This window comes from Brachybacterium hainanense (assembly GCF_042434575.1).
Taxonomy (GTDB): domain Bacteria; phylum Actinomycetota; class Actinomycetes; order Actinomycetales; family Dermabacteraceae; genus Brachybacterium; species Brachybacterium hainanense.
Genome location: NZ_JBHLSV010000002.1, coordinates 104,109 through 118,163 on the forward strand (window position 1 = coordinate 104,109; position 14,055 = coordinate 118,163).

Annotated in this window: 12 protein-coding genes; 5 read left to right on the plus strand and 7 right to left on the minus strand. The window is 72.0% G+C overall.

What is annotated here, in order from left to right:
• Window positions 1-84: 84 nt before the first annotated feature.
• From ACFFF6_RS01975 to ACFFF6_RS02000, 6 genes are read right to left on the minus strand one after another with little or no spacing between them, the layout of a single operon-like run.
• Window positions 85-1,074, minus strand: coding sequence for an alpha/beta hydrolase (locus tag ACFFF6_RS01975; RefSeq protein WP_376977728.1), 990 nt, complete (start codon window positions 1,072-1,074; stop codon window positions 85-87).
• Window positions 1,071-2,351 (minus strand): Gfo/Idh/MocA family protein, encoded by a 1,281-nt coding sequence (locus tag ACFFF6_RS01980; RefSeq protein ID WP_376977730.1) that lies wholly within the window; start codon window positions 2,349-2,351, stop codon window positions 1,071-1,073. The genes ACFFF6_RS01975 and ACFFF6_RS01980 overlap by 4 nt, the downstream gene beginning before the upstream one ends.
• Window positions 2,348-3,682, minus strand: coding sequence for a Gfo/Idh/MocA family protein (locus tag ACFFF6_RS01985; protein WP_376977732.1), 1,335 nt, complete (start codon window positions 3,680-3,682; stop codon window positions 2,348-2,350). Before ACFFF6_RS01985 ends, ACFFF6_RS01980 begins: the two co-directional genes overlap by 4 nt.
• 58 nt (window positions 3,683-3,740) lie before the next feature.
• Window positions 3,741-4,634 (minus strand): carbohydrate ABC transporter permease, encoded by an 894-nt coding sequence (locus ACFFF6_RS01990; RefSeq protein ID WP_376977733.1) that lies wholly within the window; start codon window positions 4,632-4,634, stop codon window positions 3,741-3,743.
• Window positions 4,627-5,565 carry a carbohydrate ABC transporter permease gene (locus tag ACFFF6_RS01995; protein WP_376977734.1) on the minus strand — a complete coding sequence of 313 codons (939 nt, stop codon included), beginning with the start codon at window positions 5,563-5,565 and terminating at the stop codon, window positions 4,627-4,629. Before ACFFF6_RS01995 ends, ACFFF6_RS01990 begins: the two co-directional genes overlap by 8 nt.
• A gap of 42 nt (window positions 5,566-5,607) precedes the next feature.
• Window positions 5,608-6,912: an ABC transporter substrate-binding protein gene (locus tag ACFFF6_RS02000; protein ID WP_376977735.1), complete on the minus strand. Its 1,305-nt coding sequence runs from the start codon at window positions 6,910-6,912 to the stop codon at window positions 5,608-5,610.
• A 370-nt stretch (window positions 6,913-7,282) separates the two neighbouring features.
• Here ACFFF6_RS02000 and ACFFF6_RS02005 point away from each other — a divergent pair, with 370 nt between their 5' ends.
• The 5 genes from ACFFF6_RS02005 to ACFFF6_RS02025 all read left to right on the plus strand — a co-directional run bounded on the left by ACFFF6_RS02005 (window position 7,283) and on the right by ACFFF6_RS02025 (window position 12,417).
• A complete protein-coding gene (locus tag ACFFF6_RS02005) occupies window positions 7,283-8,602 on the plus strand; it encodes an ABC transporter substrate-binding protein (RefSeq protein ID WP_376977737.1) in 1,320 nt (439 codons plus the stop codon).
• On the plus strand, window positions 8,599-9,723 hold the full coding sequence (locus tag ACFFF6_RS02010) for a Gfo/Idh/MocA family protein (RefSeq protein WP_376977739.1): 1,125 nt from the start codon (window positions 8,599-8,601) through the stop codon (window positions 9,721-9,723). Before ACFFF6_RS02005 ends, ACFFF6_RS02010 begins: the two co-directional genes overlap by 4 nt.
• Before the next feature lie 2 nt (window positions 9,724-9,725).
• Window positions 9,726-10,472 (plus strand): cupin domain-containing protein, encoded by a 747-nt coding sequence (locus ACFFF6_RS02015; protein ID WP_376977740.1) that lies wholly within the window; start codon window positions 9,726-9,728, stop codon window positions 10,470-10,472.
• Window positions 10,473-10,576: 104 nt separating this feature from the next.
• Entirely contained in the window at window positions 10,577-11,434 is an 858-nt protein-coding gene (locus ACFFF6_RS02020) for an SMP-30/gluconolactonase/LRE family protein (RefSeq protein WP_376977742.1), read from the plus strand.
• An 8-nt stretch (window positions 11,435-11,442) separates the two neighbouring features.
• On the plus strand, window positions 11,443-12,417 hold the full coding sequence (locus ACFFF6_RS02025) for a Sir2 family NAD-dependent protein deacetylase (RefSeq protein ID WP_376977743.1): 975 nt from the start codon (window positions 11,443-11,445) through the stop codon (window positions 12,415-12,417).
• A gap of 48 nt (window positions 12,418-12,465) precedes the next feature.
• Here ACFFF6_RS02025 and putP read toward each other — a convergent pair whose 3' ends face one another.
• Window positions 12,466-13,995 (minus strand): sodium/proline symporter PutP, encoded by a 1,530-nt coding sequence (gene putP / locus ACFFF6_RS02030; protein ID WP_376977745.1) that lies wholly within the window; start codon window positions 13,993-13,995, stop codon window positions 12,466-12,468.
• Between the last annotated feature and the right edge of the window lie 60 nt (window positions 13,996-14,055).

Here is a 14,055-nt window from a genome sequence, read left to right on the forward strand (position 1 = left end):
CATCGAACATGTTCACACCATACTCGATGTGTGCCGCAGGAGCGAGGGGCGGTCGCCGGTGGGGCGGGAACGGCGGCGCGCCGGTCAGCGCTCGCGGAGACGACGGGCCATGCGGTCCATGCTCGCGTGCGCCTCGGCGAGGCCCACCTTGTTGAGATGGCCGTGGGGCACTCCGCGGCTGAGCACCAGCTCGACATCGACACCCGCGACCTCCAGCTGCTCGGCGTAGGCGCGGCCGCTGGGGCGGAGCCCGTCGAACTCGGCCACGTCCACGAGCGTCGGAGGCAGGTGGTCGTGCCGAGCGGCCAGGGCCGGGAACTCGTAGCCGGTCGCCTCGGCGCGGGGACGTCCGTTGTAGGCCTCCCCCATGCGGGCGACGGCCTCGAAGGGGAAGCCGCCCAGCGGTGCGCAGGCCGCGAGGGCTGCGGCCTCCTCCGCGGTCGCCTCCGGCATCTCGATGTGCGCGACCGGGTACATGAGGAAGGACTGCCACGGGGCGGCGCCCTCGTCGGCGAGGCGGATGCTCGCGCAGGCCGCGAGATCCCCGCCGGCGCTGGCCCCGCCGATCGCCACCCGCGCCGGGTCGACGCCCAGCTCCGCGGCATGCTCGCGCACCCACGTGTACGCGGCGTGCACGTCGTCCAGCGGGATCGGGGCGTGCAGGCCCGTCTCCCCGTCAGGGTTCGCGGCCGGGGTCCCGGAGGGCTCGTCCACCAGCCGATAGAAGACGGAGATCACCACCGCATCGGCCCGGCCGGCGACGCCGCGGGACACCTCGTGCGCCTCGGGCATGTCCAGGTCGCCATGCTGGAACGAGCCCCCATGGATCCATACCAGCGCGGGCCGCGGGGCGGAGGAGGGCGCGGCCGGGACGTAGATGCGCACGGGGATGCGGCCGTGCGGCCCGGGCAGATCCCGGTCGCTGATCTCCAGCTCCCAGGTCTCGGGCTCGCCGAAGGGGGCGCGCCAGGCGGCCTCGGCCTCCTCGGTCATCGCACCGCCGGGGACCAGACCCTCGAGCAGGTGGGCGCGGGCGGCGAGCTGCGGGGCCCAGGCGGCGGTGGCGGCGCTCATGCCGCGTCTCCCGTGCCGGAGGCGCCAGGGCCGGTCGCGTCCGCCGGAGGGGGCGACCAGGTGCGCACGGCCGCGGCATCGCCCCAGGGGGCGCCGACCTCCGCGAAGGGAGCGCCGGCTTCGAGGGCCGCGTGCATCCAGGTCTCGATGTCCTCGACGACCGGATGGGCGGCCGCGCCCTCCCCCACCCAGGTGACGTGCTCGGCGCCGATGGGTGCGGGGTCCGGCAGGGACTGGGTCGCGTCCAGCACCGCGGTGAAGGCGCTCGTGGACTCGAGCGGGCAGATCAGCGGCACGGAGGCATCGCGGGCGTGGCGCAGCAGGTTCTCCACGAGGGAGGCGCGCCCGTACTCCTCGCGGCGGGCGACGGCCCGGATATCGCCCGGGTCCACACCCGCGGGGACGATCTGCTCGGGCACCAGCGGGACAGGGGTGATCTCGGCACGATCCGCGGTGTAGTACAGGCGGGCGCGACCGCGGGTGGCGACGACCTCGATCCAGGCCTCCTCCTGCACGGGCGCGGTCGTGACGAGGGCGCAGTGCACGGGCGGGACGCCGGGCTCCACGGGGACGATGCCGAGGTAGGTGGTGTCGTCGGCCTCGATGTCGTGGGCGCGGCGCATCTCCGCGGTGACGGAGGCGATCTGGTCCGCCCGGTCGATCCCGGCGACGGTCAGGGCGGCGTGCACGGCATGGGCGAGGGGGTTGGTGGCCACCCCGTCGGCGACGCGCTCCCCGCCCAGGCGCCGCAGCCCGGCCCAGCGGCTGCGCGCGTAGTAGGCCCGGTCGCGCTGCCAGGCGCCGTGGGCGGTGACCCGCAGGACCTCGCCCAGCTCCCCGTCGCGGACGATGCCGCGCAGTCGGTCGATCCCGCCGCCGCCCCGCGCCTGGAAGCCGACCTGCACGGCCCTTCCCGCCTCGCGGGCGGCGCGCAGCAGCCGCCAGTGCTCGGCGAGCGAGCGCACGGGCGGCTTCTCGAGGGCGACATGGCAGCCGGCCGCGAGGGCCTCGAGCGCCATCGCCGTATGCGTGGTGATGGGGGTCGCGATGATGACGACCTCGGGCTTCCTCTCCTCCGGGAGGCCCGCCAGCAGCTCCGCGAGCGTCAGGAACCAGGGGGCGGTGATATCGGCCTCGGGCTCGGCGACGTCGACGACGCCGACGAGCTCTGCCCGGCCCTCGGCGATCAGCGGCCGCAGGTTCTGGACGTGGACGCGGCCGAAGCCGCGCGTGCCGACGAGGGCGAGGCGGACCGGGGCCGGGTTCTCGGGGCTCATGCCTGCTCCGCCGCGGCGCGCAGGTCGATGCCGAGGAAGTCCTCGACGTCCACGGGCATGCCCGTCGCGATCGACTCGTTGCCGCAGATCCCCACGGAGATGGCGCGCAGGCCGTCGGTCCAGTCCGCGGCACGGCCCAGAGGGTCTTCCTGCGGACCGCGGAAGACCTCGGAGAGCATGAGGGCGTCGCCGCCGCCGTGGCCGCCCGTGCCCTGGATGATCGGGACCTCGCGGGCGGGCTCGAAGTGGCGCTGGACCACGAGCCGCTCCCCCTCGGTGCGGACCTGCGCCCCGGAGGCGACGTCGACGACGCTGGGGTCGACGATCTTGGAGCCGTCGGTGCTCGCCGCGACCTCGGCGCGCTCGACGACCTCGAGCTCGGCGCGGCCCTCGGTGCCGTTGACGACGACCCGGTAGCCCTCCCAGGGGCTGTGCGCGTTCAGGGCGTAGGTGAGGACCGCCCCCGAGTCGAAGTCGACGATCGCGGTGAGGTTGTCCTCGGTGGTGATGCCCTCACCGAAGACGTCCTGGTCGCGGCGGTAGCCGTCGTGCTCCTCCTGGTCGAGGTAGAGCTCCTTCAGGCGATCGTCGCTGCGCAGGTCCAGCTCGAAGGGGCCGTGCTCGCCGTCGTGCGTGCCGCGCTCGGGTGCGGGCGCCAGACCCCGATCCACCGCGTTCCGGGCGCCGTAGAAGCGCAGCCCGCCGCGCGCGTAGACGCGGGTGGGGATCGCGTCCAGCCACCAGGAGGCGAGATCGACGTGGTGGCTGGCCTTGTGGATGAACAGGCCGCCGCCGTTGGCCTTGTCGCGGTGCCAACGGCGGAAGTAGTCGGCGCCGTGGGAGGTGTCCAGCACCCATTCGAAGAGCATCGAGACAGGCTTCCCGATCTGTCCGGAGGCGATGACCTCGCGCAGCGCGCTGTTGCGGGGGCTGTAGCGGTAGTTGAAGGTGACCACGACCTCGCGTCCCGTGCGCCGCACCGCCTCCTCGATGCGGCGGGCGCTCGGGGCGTCGATGGTCAGCGGCTTCTCGACGACGACATCGGCCCCGGCCTCGAGGGCGCGCACCACGTGCTCGGCGTGGAAGCGGTCGATCGAGGTGACGATCAGCCGGTCCACCTCCTGCTCGCGGATCACGGTCTCGAGGTCGTCGGGACCGGCGAGGACCACGTCCGCGAAGGCCTCCTGCTGATCGCGATGCCACTGCGCACGCCCGGGGTTGATGTCGAGGAGCGCGACGAGCCGGGCGTCCTCGGCGTGGGCCCCGGCGATCGCGCCGGTGTACATCTGGGCGCGGTGTCCGGTGCCGATGACGGCGTAGCGGGTGGTCATGAGGGGGAGCCTCCTGGGGCCGATGTCGTCGGGGGAAGACGGGGGACGAGGGACGAGGTCACTTGATGCCTGTCGTGGCGAAGCCCTTGATCAGGAATCGCTGTCCGAAGAGGAACACGAGGAACAGCGGGATCAGCGAGAGCACGGACATCGCGAACATCGCGCCCCAGTTCGAGGCGCCCTGCGAGTCGAGGAACGACTTGAGCGCGAGCGGCACCGTGTGGTTCTCCGGCTTCGTCAGGTAGATGAGGGAGCCGAAGAAGTCGTTCCACATCCACATGAAGGTGAAGATCGTCGTCGTGGCGAGCGCCGGCAGCATGAGCGGCAGGATCACCTGGAAGAAGATCCGGACGTGCCCGCAGCCGTCGATCCGCGCGGCCTCGTCGAGCTCCCGCGGGATGCCGCGGATGAACTGCACCATGAGGAAGACGAAGAATGCGTCGGTCGCGAGGAACTTGGGCAGCACGAGCGGGACCAGGGTGTTCACCCAGCCCGTCTGGCTGAAGATGATGTACTGCGGGACGATCACGACGTGGATCGGCAGCATGAGCGTCAGGAGCATGATCGCGAAGGCGACGTTCCGGCCCCAGAACCGCAGCCGCGCGAAGGCGTAGGCGGTCAGCGAACAGGCCAGCAGGTTCCCGATCACGCAGCCGATCACCAGCAGCGTCGAGTTCATGAGGTAGTGGGAGAACGGCTGCGCGAGGGCGTTCCAGCCGTCGACGTAGTTGGTGAAGTCCAGCGTCACCGGCCACAGGGACGAGTTCTTGAAGATCTCGTCATTGGGGCGCAGCGAGGAGACGACCATCCACAGCAGCGGGTAGATCATGAGCAGGCTGACCACGATCATGAGCACGTGCTTGAGGACGGAGCGCACGTAGCGCGGGCGCCGGACGCGGAGCTCGGGGCGAGCGGTCGAACCGGGGGCGAGGGCGGCGGTGGAATCAGTCATCGTAGAACACCCAGAACTTGGAGAGGACGAAGTTGATCGCGGTGAACGCGGCGACGATCAGCAGGAGCAGCCAGGCCATCGCGGAGGCGTAGCCCATGTCGAACTGCGCGAATCCCTTCTGGTACAGGTACAGCGTGTAGAAGAGCGTCGAGTCCGAGGGGCCGCCGGTCCCGCCCGAGACGACGAAGGCCTGGGTGAAGGACTGGAAGGCGCCGATGATCTGCAGGACCAGGTTGAAGAAGATGATCGGGGTCAGCAGCGGGAGCGTGATGTGCACGAACTGGTGCCACTTCGAGGCGCCGTCCATGGAGGCGGCCTCGTAGTACATGGTCGGGATCTGCCGCAGGCCGGCGAGGAAGATGATCATCGGGGAGCCGAAGGTCCACACGTGCAGCAGGATGATCGTCCACAGCGCCGTGTCGGGGTTCGAGACCCAGCCCGGGAGGTCGGTGAAGCCGATGGCTCCGAGCAGCTGGTTCACGAGGCCGCCCGCGCCGAAGATCTGGCGCCACAGGATCGCGATCGCGACCGAGCCGCCCAGCAGCGAGGGCAGGTAGAACACGGAGCGGTAGAAGGCCAGGCCCTTCATGCCCTGGTTCAGCAGGATCGCGAGGCCGAGTGCCGCGATGAGCTGCAGGGGCGTCCCCACGAACACGTAGGTGAAGGTCACCACGAGCGACTTGTGCAGCCGCCGGTCGTGGAGCATCTCGATCCAGTTGTCGAGGCCGTTGAACTTCGGGGCCGCGATGAGGCTGTAGTCCGTGAAGGACAGCGCGAAGGACGCGATCATGGGGATCACGGTGATCGCGAGCAGGCCGATCAGCCAGGGAGCCATGAAGATCAGGCCCGCCTTGTTGTCGGGATGTTTCTCGCGCGCACCGCCCTTCGTGCGGTGCGATGCCATCGAGGCGAGCTCTCCGAGAGCGCTCATGCGGTGCCTCCTTCGTGGTCGTGGGAACGGGTCCCGGTCATCTCAGGACAGGGCCGAGGTGAGGTCGTCGATGAGCTGCTGCGCACCGGCGGCGGTGTCGGTGCTGCCGAAGAGCACGTCCTGCTGGACGCGGGTGAGGATGGCCTCGAACTCGCCGCCGCCCTGGGGCGTGACGACGGGGGCGGCGCCCAGATCCGCCTCGATGGTCTCGAGGTAGGTGACGGCCTTCAGATTGGCCTCGTCGAGGTCCGGGGTGATGGCCTCGCGCACGTCGAGGTTGCCGGGGACCCCGCGCTCGACGGAGAGGACCTTGCCGGCCTCGGGCGAGTTGACCAGGAAGTCGACGAACTTCAGCGCCGCCTCCTTGTTCTGGGTCTTGGCCGAGACCGACCAGTACATGGACGCCTTGTACCACAGCTCGCCCTCGGCGGCGCTCCCGGCGAGCGACGGCGGGCGCAGCACCGTGACGCCGCCGTCGATCAGCGCGTCGTGGGCGACGACCTGGTTGGACCAGACCATCGTCATACCGACCTTGCCGGTCGCGAACAGCGACTGGTCCATCGCCTTGGAGGAGTCCTCGACGGAGACGGAGGCGTCGGGAGCAGCCTTCGTGTCCTGGAGGGTCAGGCTCCAGTCCAGCAGCTGCTTCGCGGCCGCGGCGTCGAAGCCGACCCCGTCGGCGCTGTACTGGTCCTGGCCCAGCTGGCGCATGAAGAGCTGGAAGACCGCCTGCACGCCGCCGATCTGCGCCATGCCGTAGGTGCCGTCCGGTGTCTTCTCGGTGATCTGCGCAGCGAGGTCGCGCATGGAGTCCCAGGTCCAGGTCGAGTCGTCGGGCAGCTCGACGCCCGCCTCCTCGAAGACGTGGGGGTTCACGATGATGCAGGCGGCGTTCAGGCCCGCGTTGATCGCGAGCAGCCCCTTGTCCGGGACCTCGCCGACCTCGACGGTGCCGGGGGCGAAGGCGCTCGTGTCCAGGCCGGCGGCGGCGAGGTCCAGCAGAGCACCGCGCCCGCCGTACTCGGAGAGGAACTTCTCGTCCATCTGGATGACGTCCGGCAGGTCGCCGGCAGCGGCCTGGGTCGCGAGCTTGTCCCAGTAGCCGCTCCACTCCCCCGGCTCCTCGGAGATGGAGATCGTGTCGTCGACGGCCGTGAACGCCTCGATCACCGCGGTGGTCTTCTCGTTGCGGGTGGGGTTGCCCCACCAGGTCAGACGGAGGCTCGAGGTGCCGTCGGCGTCCGCGCCCCCTCCGCCTCCGCCGGCGGCGTTGGGGCCGCAGGCGGCGAGGGCCGCGAGGCCGGGGACGGCGAGGCCGAGGGCGAGGGTCTGACGCCTGGTGAACATGCGATCTCCTGTGATCTGCAGGCTCTGCCCGAGGGGCGAGCTGGGTATGGGATCCGGCCGGCTGGTCCGTTCCGGGCGGGGGCGACGACTGCGGCGCCTCCGATCCGTATCGGAAGGGAACCACACGACGGGAGCGAACTCCGGAACGGTGACCGGATCGTGATGAAAGGTTTCATATCGACGTTCCGGCGGCGTGCGGCGACTGCATGTACGGCGACGCGGAGCCCCAGGGGTGCGAGGGTCCGGCGTGGCCGACAGCACTAGGAAAGCGCTTCACGAAGCTCTTGTCAAACATCACACGGCGTCCCACACTTGACCTGCAACGCTTCAACCAGCCTGCCGCTCCGGCGGCTCTCCACGGAGGCCGATGATGACCACCCGACGTACCGCCCTCTCCCTGCTCGCCGCCGCCGGAGCCCTCCCGGTGCTCGCCGCCTGCGGTCCCAACGCCGGGAACGGCTCCTCCCCCGGCGGGGGAGGCGACGCGGCGGGCCTGCGCGTCTACTGGTGGGGCGGCGACCTGCGCAACACCATGACCCGCGAGGCCCTCGACCTGTTCACGAAGGCGCACCCGGACGTCACCGTCGCTCCCGAGTACAGCGAGTGGTCCGGCTACTGGGACAAGCTCGCGACCCAGACCGCGGGCAGCACCATGCCCGATGTGCTCCAGATGGACGAGGCGTACATCGACTCCTACGGGACCCGCGACACGCTCCTGGACCTCGAGTCGATCTCGGATCAGCTGGACCTCTCCGGCATGGACGAGAACATGCTCGAGACCGGCCGCCTGGCCGACGGCACCCTCGTGGGCGCGCCGCTGGGCATCGGCATCTTCTCCGTGGGCGCGAACCTCGACATCCTCGAGAAGGCCGGCGTCGCCCTGCCGGACGACAAGACCTGGACCTGGGACGACCTCGCGGAGACCGCGAAGCAGGTCACCGACTGGGCGGGGAGCGCCGGCGAGGACGTCGTCGGCTTCGACGGGTTCGGCCGCGGCGGTGCGGAGCTCATCTACTGGGCGCGCCAGAGCGGCGAGGCCGTCTTCCCCCGCGAGGACGAGAAGCCCCTCACGGAGGGAACCGTCGTCGCGATCCTGGACTACGCGAAGAAGCTCATCGACACGGGAGCCGTGCCCGACGCCTCCACCCAGGTCGAGGACGCCGGTCTGGGCGTCGAGCAGAGCCGCTTCGGCACCGGCCGCTCGGCCTTCCACCTCCAGTTCCACACCCAGGTGCAGACCTTCATGGCCTCCTCCGGCGCGAAGATGACCCTGCTGCGGCTCCCGGCCCTCGAGAGCGGGAAGCCGCAGATGGCCAACAAGGCCTCCATGTACTGGTCGATCGCGGCGTCCACCGCCGATGCGAAGGGAGCGGGCACGCTCGTCGACTTCCTGCTGCGCGACCCCGAGGCCGCCAAGGTCCTCAAGATCGAGCGCGGCGTCACCGCCTTCCCCGACCTCCAGAAGGAGCTGGAGTCGGTCCTGGACGAGAACGAGATGGTCGCCCTCGACTTCGCCCGGGACATGCAGGCCGAGGTCACGAAGCCGCCGATGGTCACCCCCGCCTCCGGCGTCGGCTTCGCCGCGGAGTACACCCGTCTCGCGGAGGAGGCCCTCTTCGGCAACAGCGAGCCCGCCGCCGCCGCGAAGGAGATCCTCTCCACCCTCGCCGGGATGCAGCCGACCGCATGAGCATCTCCGACCCCGCCTCACCGCGGGTCGCGATCGTGGGCACGGGCGGCATCGCCCGTGCCCACGCCCGTGCTCTCGCCCAGCTCCCCGCCGTCTCCCTCGCCGCCTGCGTGGATCCCGTCGCAGACGCCCGGGAGGCCTTCGCCGCCGAGTTCGCGGTGCCCCGCCGGGTCCCTTCCCTGGCCGAGCTCCTCGAAGGCGGCGGCATCGACGTCGTGCACCTGTGCACCCCGCCCTCCACCCACGCCCCGCTCGCCCTCGAGGCCCTCGGGGCGGGGGTGCACGTGCTGTGCGAGAAGCCCTCCGCCCTGAGCCTGTCCGAGCTCGACGCGATCATCGCCGCCGAGCGCCGCAGCGGGGCCCGCTTCGCGACCGTCTTCCAGCACCGCTTCGGCCCCGGCGGTGCGCGGCTGATCGAGCTCGCCCGCTCGGGCCGGCTGGGCTCCGTGCGCACCGCGACCTGCGAGACGCTCTGGGACCGTCCTCCCGCCTACTTCGACCCGCCGTGGCGGGGGCGCTGGGGCACCGAGGGCGGCGGCCCGACCCTGGGCCACGGCATCCACCAGATCGACCTGCTGCTCGCCGCGCTCGGCCCCTTCACCCGGATCTGCGCGAGCGCCCGGCGGCAGGCGCTGCCCACGAACACGGAGGACGTGTCCGCCGCGGTCGTCGAGTTCGCCTCGGGAGCGGTCGCCACGATCATCAGCTCCCTGCTGTCGGTGCGCGAGTCCAGCCGCCTGCGCATCGACCTCGAGCTGGCCTCGATCGAGGTCGAGCACGTCTACGGCTACACCGACGCCGACTGGCGCTTCACCCCTCGGGCCGGAGCCCCGACGGACGTCCGCAGCGCCTGGGACCTCCCCGGGGACTCCCCGTCCTCGAGCCATCTCGACCAGTTCCGCGCCGTGTACGGCGCGCTCGCCGACGGCACCGCACCGGCGGGCCTGCCCGTGGACAGCGCCTCCGCACGCGAGACCCTGCTGCTGATCACCGCCCTGTACCAGTCCGCCTTCACCGGCACCTGGGTCACCCGGGAGGAGGCCGACGCCCCCGGGCCCTTCCACCGCGCTCTCGACGGCGGCGGCCGCGCGCCCTGGGACGACGTGAAGGAGGAGCACTGAGCATGGACTCCGCCCGCGACCTGCGAGAGCAGCCCTCCTCGGAGCCGCTGCCGGTCCTGCCCGGCGGCACCTCCTCGACCCGCCTGCGCGTCTATCCGTGGGAGGCGCCCGACGGCCTGCGCGGCGGGACCCCGCACGTCCATCTCGCCTCGACGGAGGCGTACACCGTCCTCGCCGGGAGCGGCCGCGTCCTCACCCTCACCGCGACCCAGGGCACCCGCTGGCACGAGCTGACGCCGGGGACCCAGCTGTGGTTCACCCCGGGGACGGTGCACCGGCTGGTCAACGACTCCGGCGACCTCGAGATCCTCGCGCTCATGGCCAACCGCGGCCTGCCCGAGTCGGGGGACGCGGTCATGACCTTCCCGCCGGAGCATCTCTCCTCCCCCGAGGCCTATGCCGCGGCCGCGGCCCTCCCCGCCCCGGGAACGGCCGATCCCACCGCCCGCGAGGCGGCCGTGCGGGCCCGGCGCGACCTCGCCCTGGACGGCCTCGTCCGGATCCAGGAGGACCCGGAGGCCTTCGACCGCTTCCTCGAGGCGGCCCTCGCCCTCGTGCACCATCGGGCCGAGGACTGGACGCGGATCGCGGAGGCGGGGCCCGCCGCCGACGCCGCCCGCACCCGCGAGGCCCTCGCCGCCCTCGCCGAGGGCTCGACACGCGTGCTGCGGGCGGCGCGCATCGGCCGCAGCACCCCGCAGGAGGCGCTCGGCATGTGCGGCCACCTCCAGCAGTGGCCGCCGGCCTGAGCGGCCACCGCCTCGCCGCGCTGGGACGGACCGCCCCGTCCCGGCGAGGCGATTCCCGCGTAGCGTGAGCCCCACCTCGCCCGATGACGACCAGGAGGACCCGTATGCGCGCCGAGCGCCTCACCGATTCGATCTGCTACCACGCCGAGGGCCCCTTCTGGTCCGCGAGCTGGAACGGGCTGCGCTGGGTCGACCTGCTGGCCGGGGACATCATGCAGCTGGCCGCGGACGGCAATGCCCACCGCACCGCGACCGGCTCGCCCGTCGTCGCCTGCGTGCGCCCTCGGCTCGGAGGCGGCGCCGTGCTCGCGGTCGAGAAGGGCTTCGCCCTGCAGGACCCGGACGGCTCGATCCACCTCCTGCCCGCGCTGTGGGACGCCCCGGTGCGCATGAACGAGGGCGCCATCGCCCCCGACGGCTCCTTCCTGTGCGGCTCCATGGCCTACGGCGCGACGCCCGGAGCCGCCGCCCTGTGGCGTCTGCACGCCGACGGGACGGCGACCCGGATCCTGGAGGACCTCACGATCTCCAACGGCCTCGCCTTCAGCGCCGACGGCACGCGCGCCTTCTACGTCGACACGCCCACCGGCCGCGTCGACCTGTTCGACTGGGACGCGGAGGCCGGGCTCGTGGAGCGCCGGCCCTTCGCCGATCTCGCGGCGCTGGGCGAGGCGGGACACCCCGACGGCCTCACGCTCGACGCCGAGGGCCACGTGTGGGTCGCGATGCACTCCGGGCACAGCGTGCTGGGCCTGGACGCCTCCGGGGCGGTCATCGAGCGGATCGAGGTGGGCGCACGACAGGTGACGGCCTGCGCCTTCGGCGGCGAGGACCTGCGGACCCTGTTCATCACCACCAGCCGCGAGGGCCTCGCCCCGGAGGACGACCCGCAGGCCGGCTCGCTGTTCGCGGTCGAGCCCGGCGTGCAGGGGGCGACCTCCGAACGGGCCTTCCCCGGGTGAGCACCCCCGTGCCGGGTCCTGACGCCGGGGACGGGCGCTCCGCGGACCTGGGCCGCTGGTTCTCGACCGCCCTGCCCGGGACCGCCCTCGGCGCCCTGGGGCGGCGCCGGGCCTGGGGACCGCTGGCATCCTCGGCCTACGGGCGGCGCAGCAGCCCGGCGGAGCTCGCCGACGGTCTGTCCCTGCTGCACGGAAAACCGGTCGCGGTGCTGACCGGGGCCGGCATCTCGACCGGCTCGGGTCTGCCCGACTACCGGGGGCCGCACGCGGTGCCGCGCTCCCCCATGACCTACCAGGAGTTCACGGGCTCGGACCTCGCGCGGCGACGGTACTGGGCGCGCTCGAGCGTGGGCTGGACCCGGTTCCGCGCCGCCCGGCCCAATCCCGGGCACATCGCGCTGGCCCGGCTGGGCCCGGCGCTGCCGATCCTCGGCGTGATCACCCAGAACGTGGACGACCTCCACCGGCGGGCGGGATCCGCGCCGGTCGTGGACCTGCACGGGCGGCTCGACCGGGTGCGGTGCCTGGGCTGCGATGCGCTGATCGGCCGGGAGGGGCTGCATCGGCGCCTGCTCGCGATGAACCCGGGCTTCGCGGCCCGCCTCGACCAGCTCGCCCGGGAGGCGGAGACGGCGCCCGACGGCGATGCGGAGGTGGACCGGACCCACGACTTCCGGTACCCGCCGTGCGCCCTGTGCGGAGGCGTGCTGAAGCCCGACGTCGTGTTCTTCGGCGAGTCCGCACGGCCCGGGACCGTCCACCGCGCGACCGCGCTCGTGGAGGCGGCGCAGGCGCTGCTCGTGCTGGGCTCGAGCCTCTCCGTGCAGTCGGGGCTGCGCCTCGTGCGTCGCGCCGAGGCGGCCGGGGCGGCCGTGGTCATCCTGGGCGACGGTCCGACCCGCGGCGACGACCGGGCCACGCTGCGGCTCCACGGCCTGCTCGATCCGGTCCTCACCGGCTGGGCGGAGCAGCTCGGCCGATGAGGCCGCGGACCCGGGCCGGGGCGGGGAGCCCGCCCGGGAGGGCCGCCCTCAGCCGCGGGCGGCCGGGGCGGCCTCGCGCGGCTCGTCGGTCTCCGCGGCCGCGGCCTCGAACTCCTCGAGCGCGGCGGCGGGCGGCGGCGGGGTGAGCATGCTGACGACCACGGCGAGCACCAGACAGGTCGCGAAGCCGGGGACGATCTCGTAGAGGCGCTCGTCCAGCAGCCCGAACAGGGTCCCCAGATCCGTCTTCCCCCAGGTGAAGGCGACGAGGGCACCGGAGACCATGCCGACCAGCGCGCCCGGGGCGGTCAGGCGCCGCCAGAACAGCGACAGCACCACGATCGGCCCGAAGGCGGAGCCGAACCCCGCCCAGGCGAAGCCGACCAGGTCGAGGATCGTGTCGTTGCGCTGGATCGCGAGCAGCAGCGCGACCACGGAGACGGCGAGCACGCCGATGCGCCCGTACCAGAGCTCGGCCCGCGCCGAGGAGCGCTTCCCGAAGATGCCGATCAGGTCCTCGACCAGGGCGGAGCTCGTGACGATGAGCTGGCTCGAGATGGTCGACATGATCGCGGCGAGCACTGCCGCCAGCAGGAACCCGGCGATCAGCGGATGGAACAGCAGCTGGGAGAGGTCCAGGAAGACGGACTCGCCGTTCTCCGCATCGGTGATCTGCGCGCTGGGGTTCTGATGGAAATAGGCCAGGCCCGCCATCGCGGTGAGGATCGCGCCGGCCACGCACAGCACCATCCAGCCGATGCCGACGGCCGCGCCGTACTTCGCGTCCCGCGAGGAGCGCAGCGCCATGAACCGGACGATGATGTGGGGCTGGCCGAAGTAGCCCAGTCCCCAGGCGAGGTTGGAGAGGACGGCGATCGCTCCGGCGCCGGCGACCATCGAGCCGAACTGCGGGTTCGCCTCCTGCACGGAGCGGAGCATCTCGCCGGGCCCGCCGACCACGGCGATCGCCACGACCGGCACCGCGATCAGGGAGACCAGCATGATCAGCCCCTGGACGACGTCCGTGTAGGAGGCGCCGAGGAAGCCGCCGAACAGGGTGTACACGATGGTCACACCCGCGACCAGGAACATGCCCAGCAGGTACGAGCCCCCGAAGGTCGACTGGAAGAAGAGACCGCCCGCGACCATGCCGGAGGAGACGTAGAAGGTGAAGAACACCAGGATGACCAGGCCCGCGGCGACGCGCAGCAGGCGGCTGCGGTCATGGAGGCGGTTCTCGAAGAAGCTCGGCACCGTGATCGAGTCCTTCGCCAGCTGCGTGTACCGGCGCAGGCGCGGCGCGACGAAGATCCAGTTCAGAGCCGCACCGACGGTGAGGCCCACCGCCATCCACGCCTCCACGAGGCCGGACACGTACAGGGCGCCGGGCAGGCCCATGAGCAGCCAGCCGGACATGTCCGATGCGCCCGCGGACAGCGCCGCGGTGAAGGGATGCAGGTCGCGGCCGCCGAGCATGTAGTCCTCGCCGTCGCTGGTCTTTCGATAGGCGTACAGGCCGATCGCGAGCATCACGAGGAAGTAGATCCCCACGGCGATGATCTTGAAGGTCAGATCCATGACTCCTCCAGAAGGGCTGGGAGCTCGGGCGCGGACCACGCTAACGCATCCCCGCCGTCG

Excerpts from the sequence above, each read along its gene's own strand:
- ACFFF6_RS01975 (WP_376977728.1), bottom strand. The coding sequence starts at position 1,074 with ATGAGCGCCGCCACCGCCGCCTGGGCCCCGCAGCTCGCCGCCCGCGCC.
- ACFFF6_RS01980 (WP_376977730.1), bottom strand. The coding sequence starts at position 2,351 with ATGAGCCCCGAGAACCCGGCCCCGGTCCGCCTCGCCCTCGTCGGCACG.
- ACFFF6_RS01985 (WP_376977732.1), bottom strand. The coding sequence starts at position 3,682 with ATGACCACCCGCTACGCCGTCATCGGCACCGGACACCGCGCCCAGATG.
- ACFFF6_RS01990 (WP_376977733.1), bottom strand. The coding sequence starts at position 4,634 with ATGACTGATTCCACCGCCGCCCTCGCCCCCGGTTCGACCGCTCGCCCC.
- ACFFF6_RS01995 (WP_376977734.1), bottom strand. The coding sequence starts at position 5,565 with ATGAGCGCTCTCGGAGAGCTCGCCTCGATGGCATCGCACCGCACGAAG.
- ACFFF6_RS02000 (WP_376977735.1), bottom strand. The coding sequence starts at position 6,912 with ATGTTCACCAGGCGTCAGACCCTCGCCCTCGGCCTCGCCGTCCCCGGC.
- ACFFF6_RS02005 (WP_376977737.1), top strand. The coding sequence starts at position 7,283 with ATGACCACCCGACGTACCGCCCTCTCCCTGCTCGCCGCCGCCGGAGCC.
- ACFFF6_RS02010 (WP_376977739.1), top strand. The coding sequence starts at position 8,599 with ATGAGCATCTCCGACCCCGCCTCACCGCGGGTCGCGATCGTGGGCACG.
- ACFFF6_RS02015 (WP_376977740.1), top strand. The coding sequence starts at position 9,726 with ATGGACTCCGCCCGCGACCTGCGAGAGCAGCCCTCCTCGGAGCCGCTG.
- ACFFF6_RS02020 (WP_376977742.1), top strand. The coding sequence starts at position 10,577 with ATGCGCGCCGAGCGCCTCACCGATTCGATCTGCTACCACGCCGAGGGC.
- putP (WP_376977745.1), bottom strand. The coding sequence starts at position 13,995 with ATGGATCTGACCTTCAAGATCATCGCCGTGGGGATCTACTTCCTCGTG.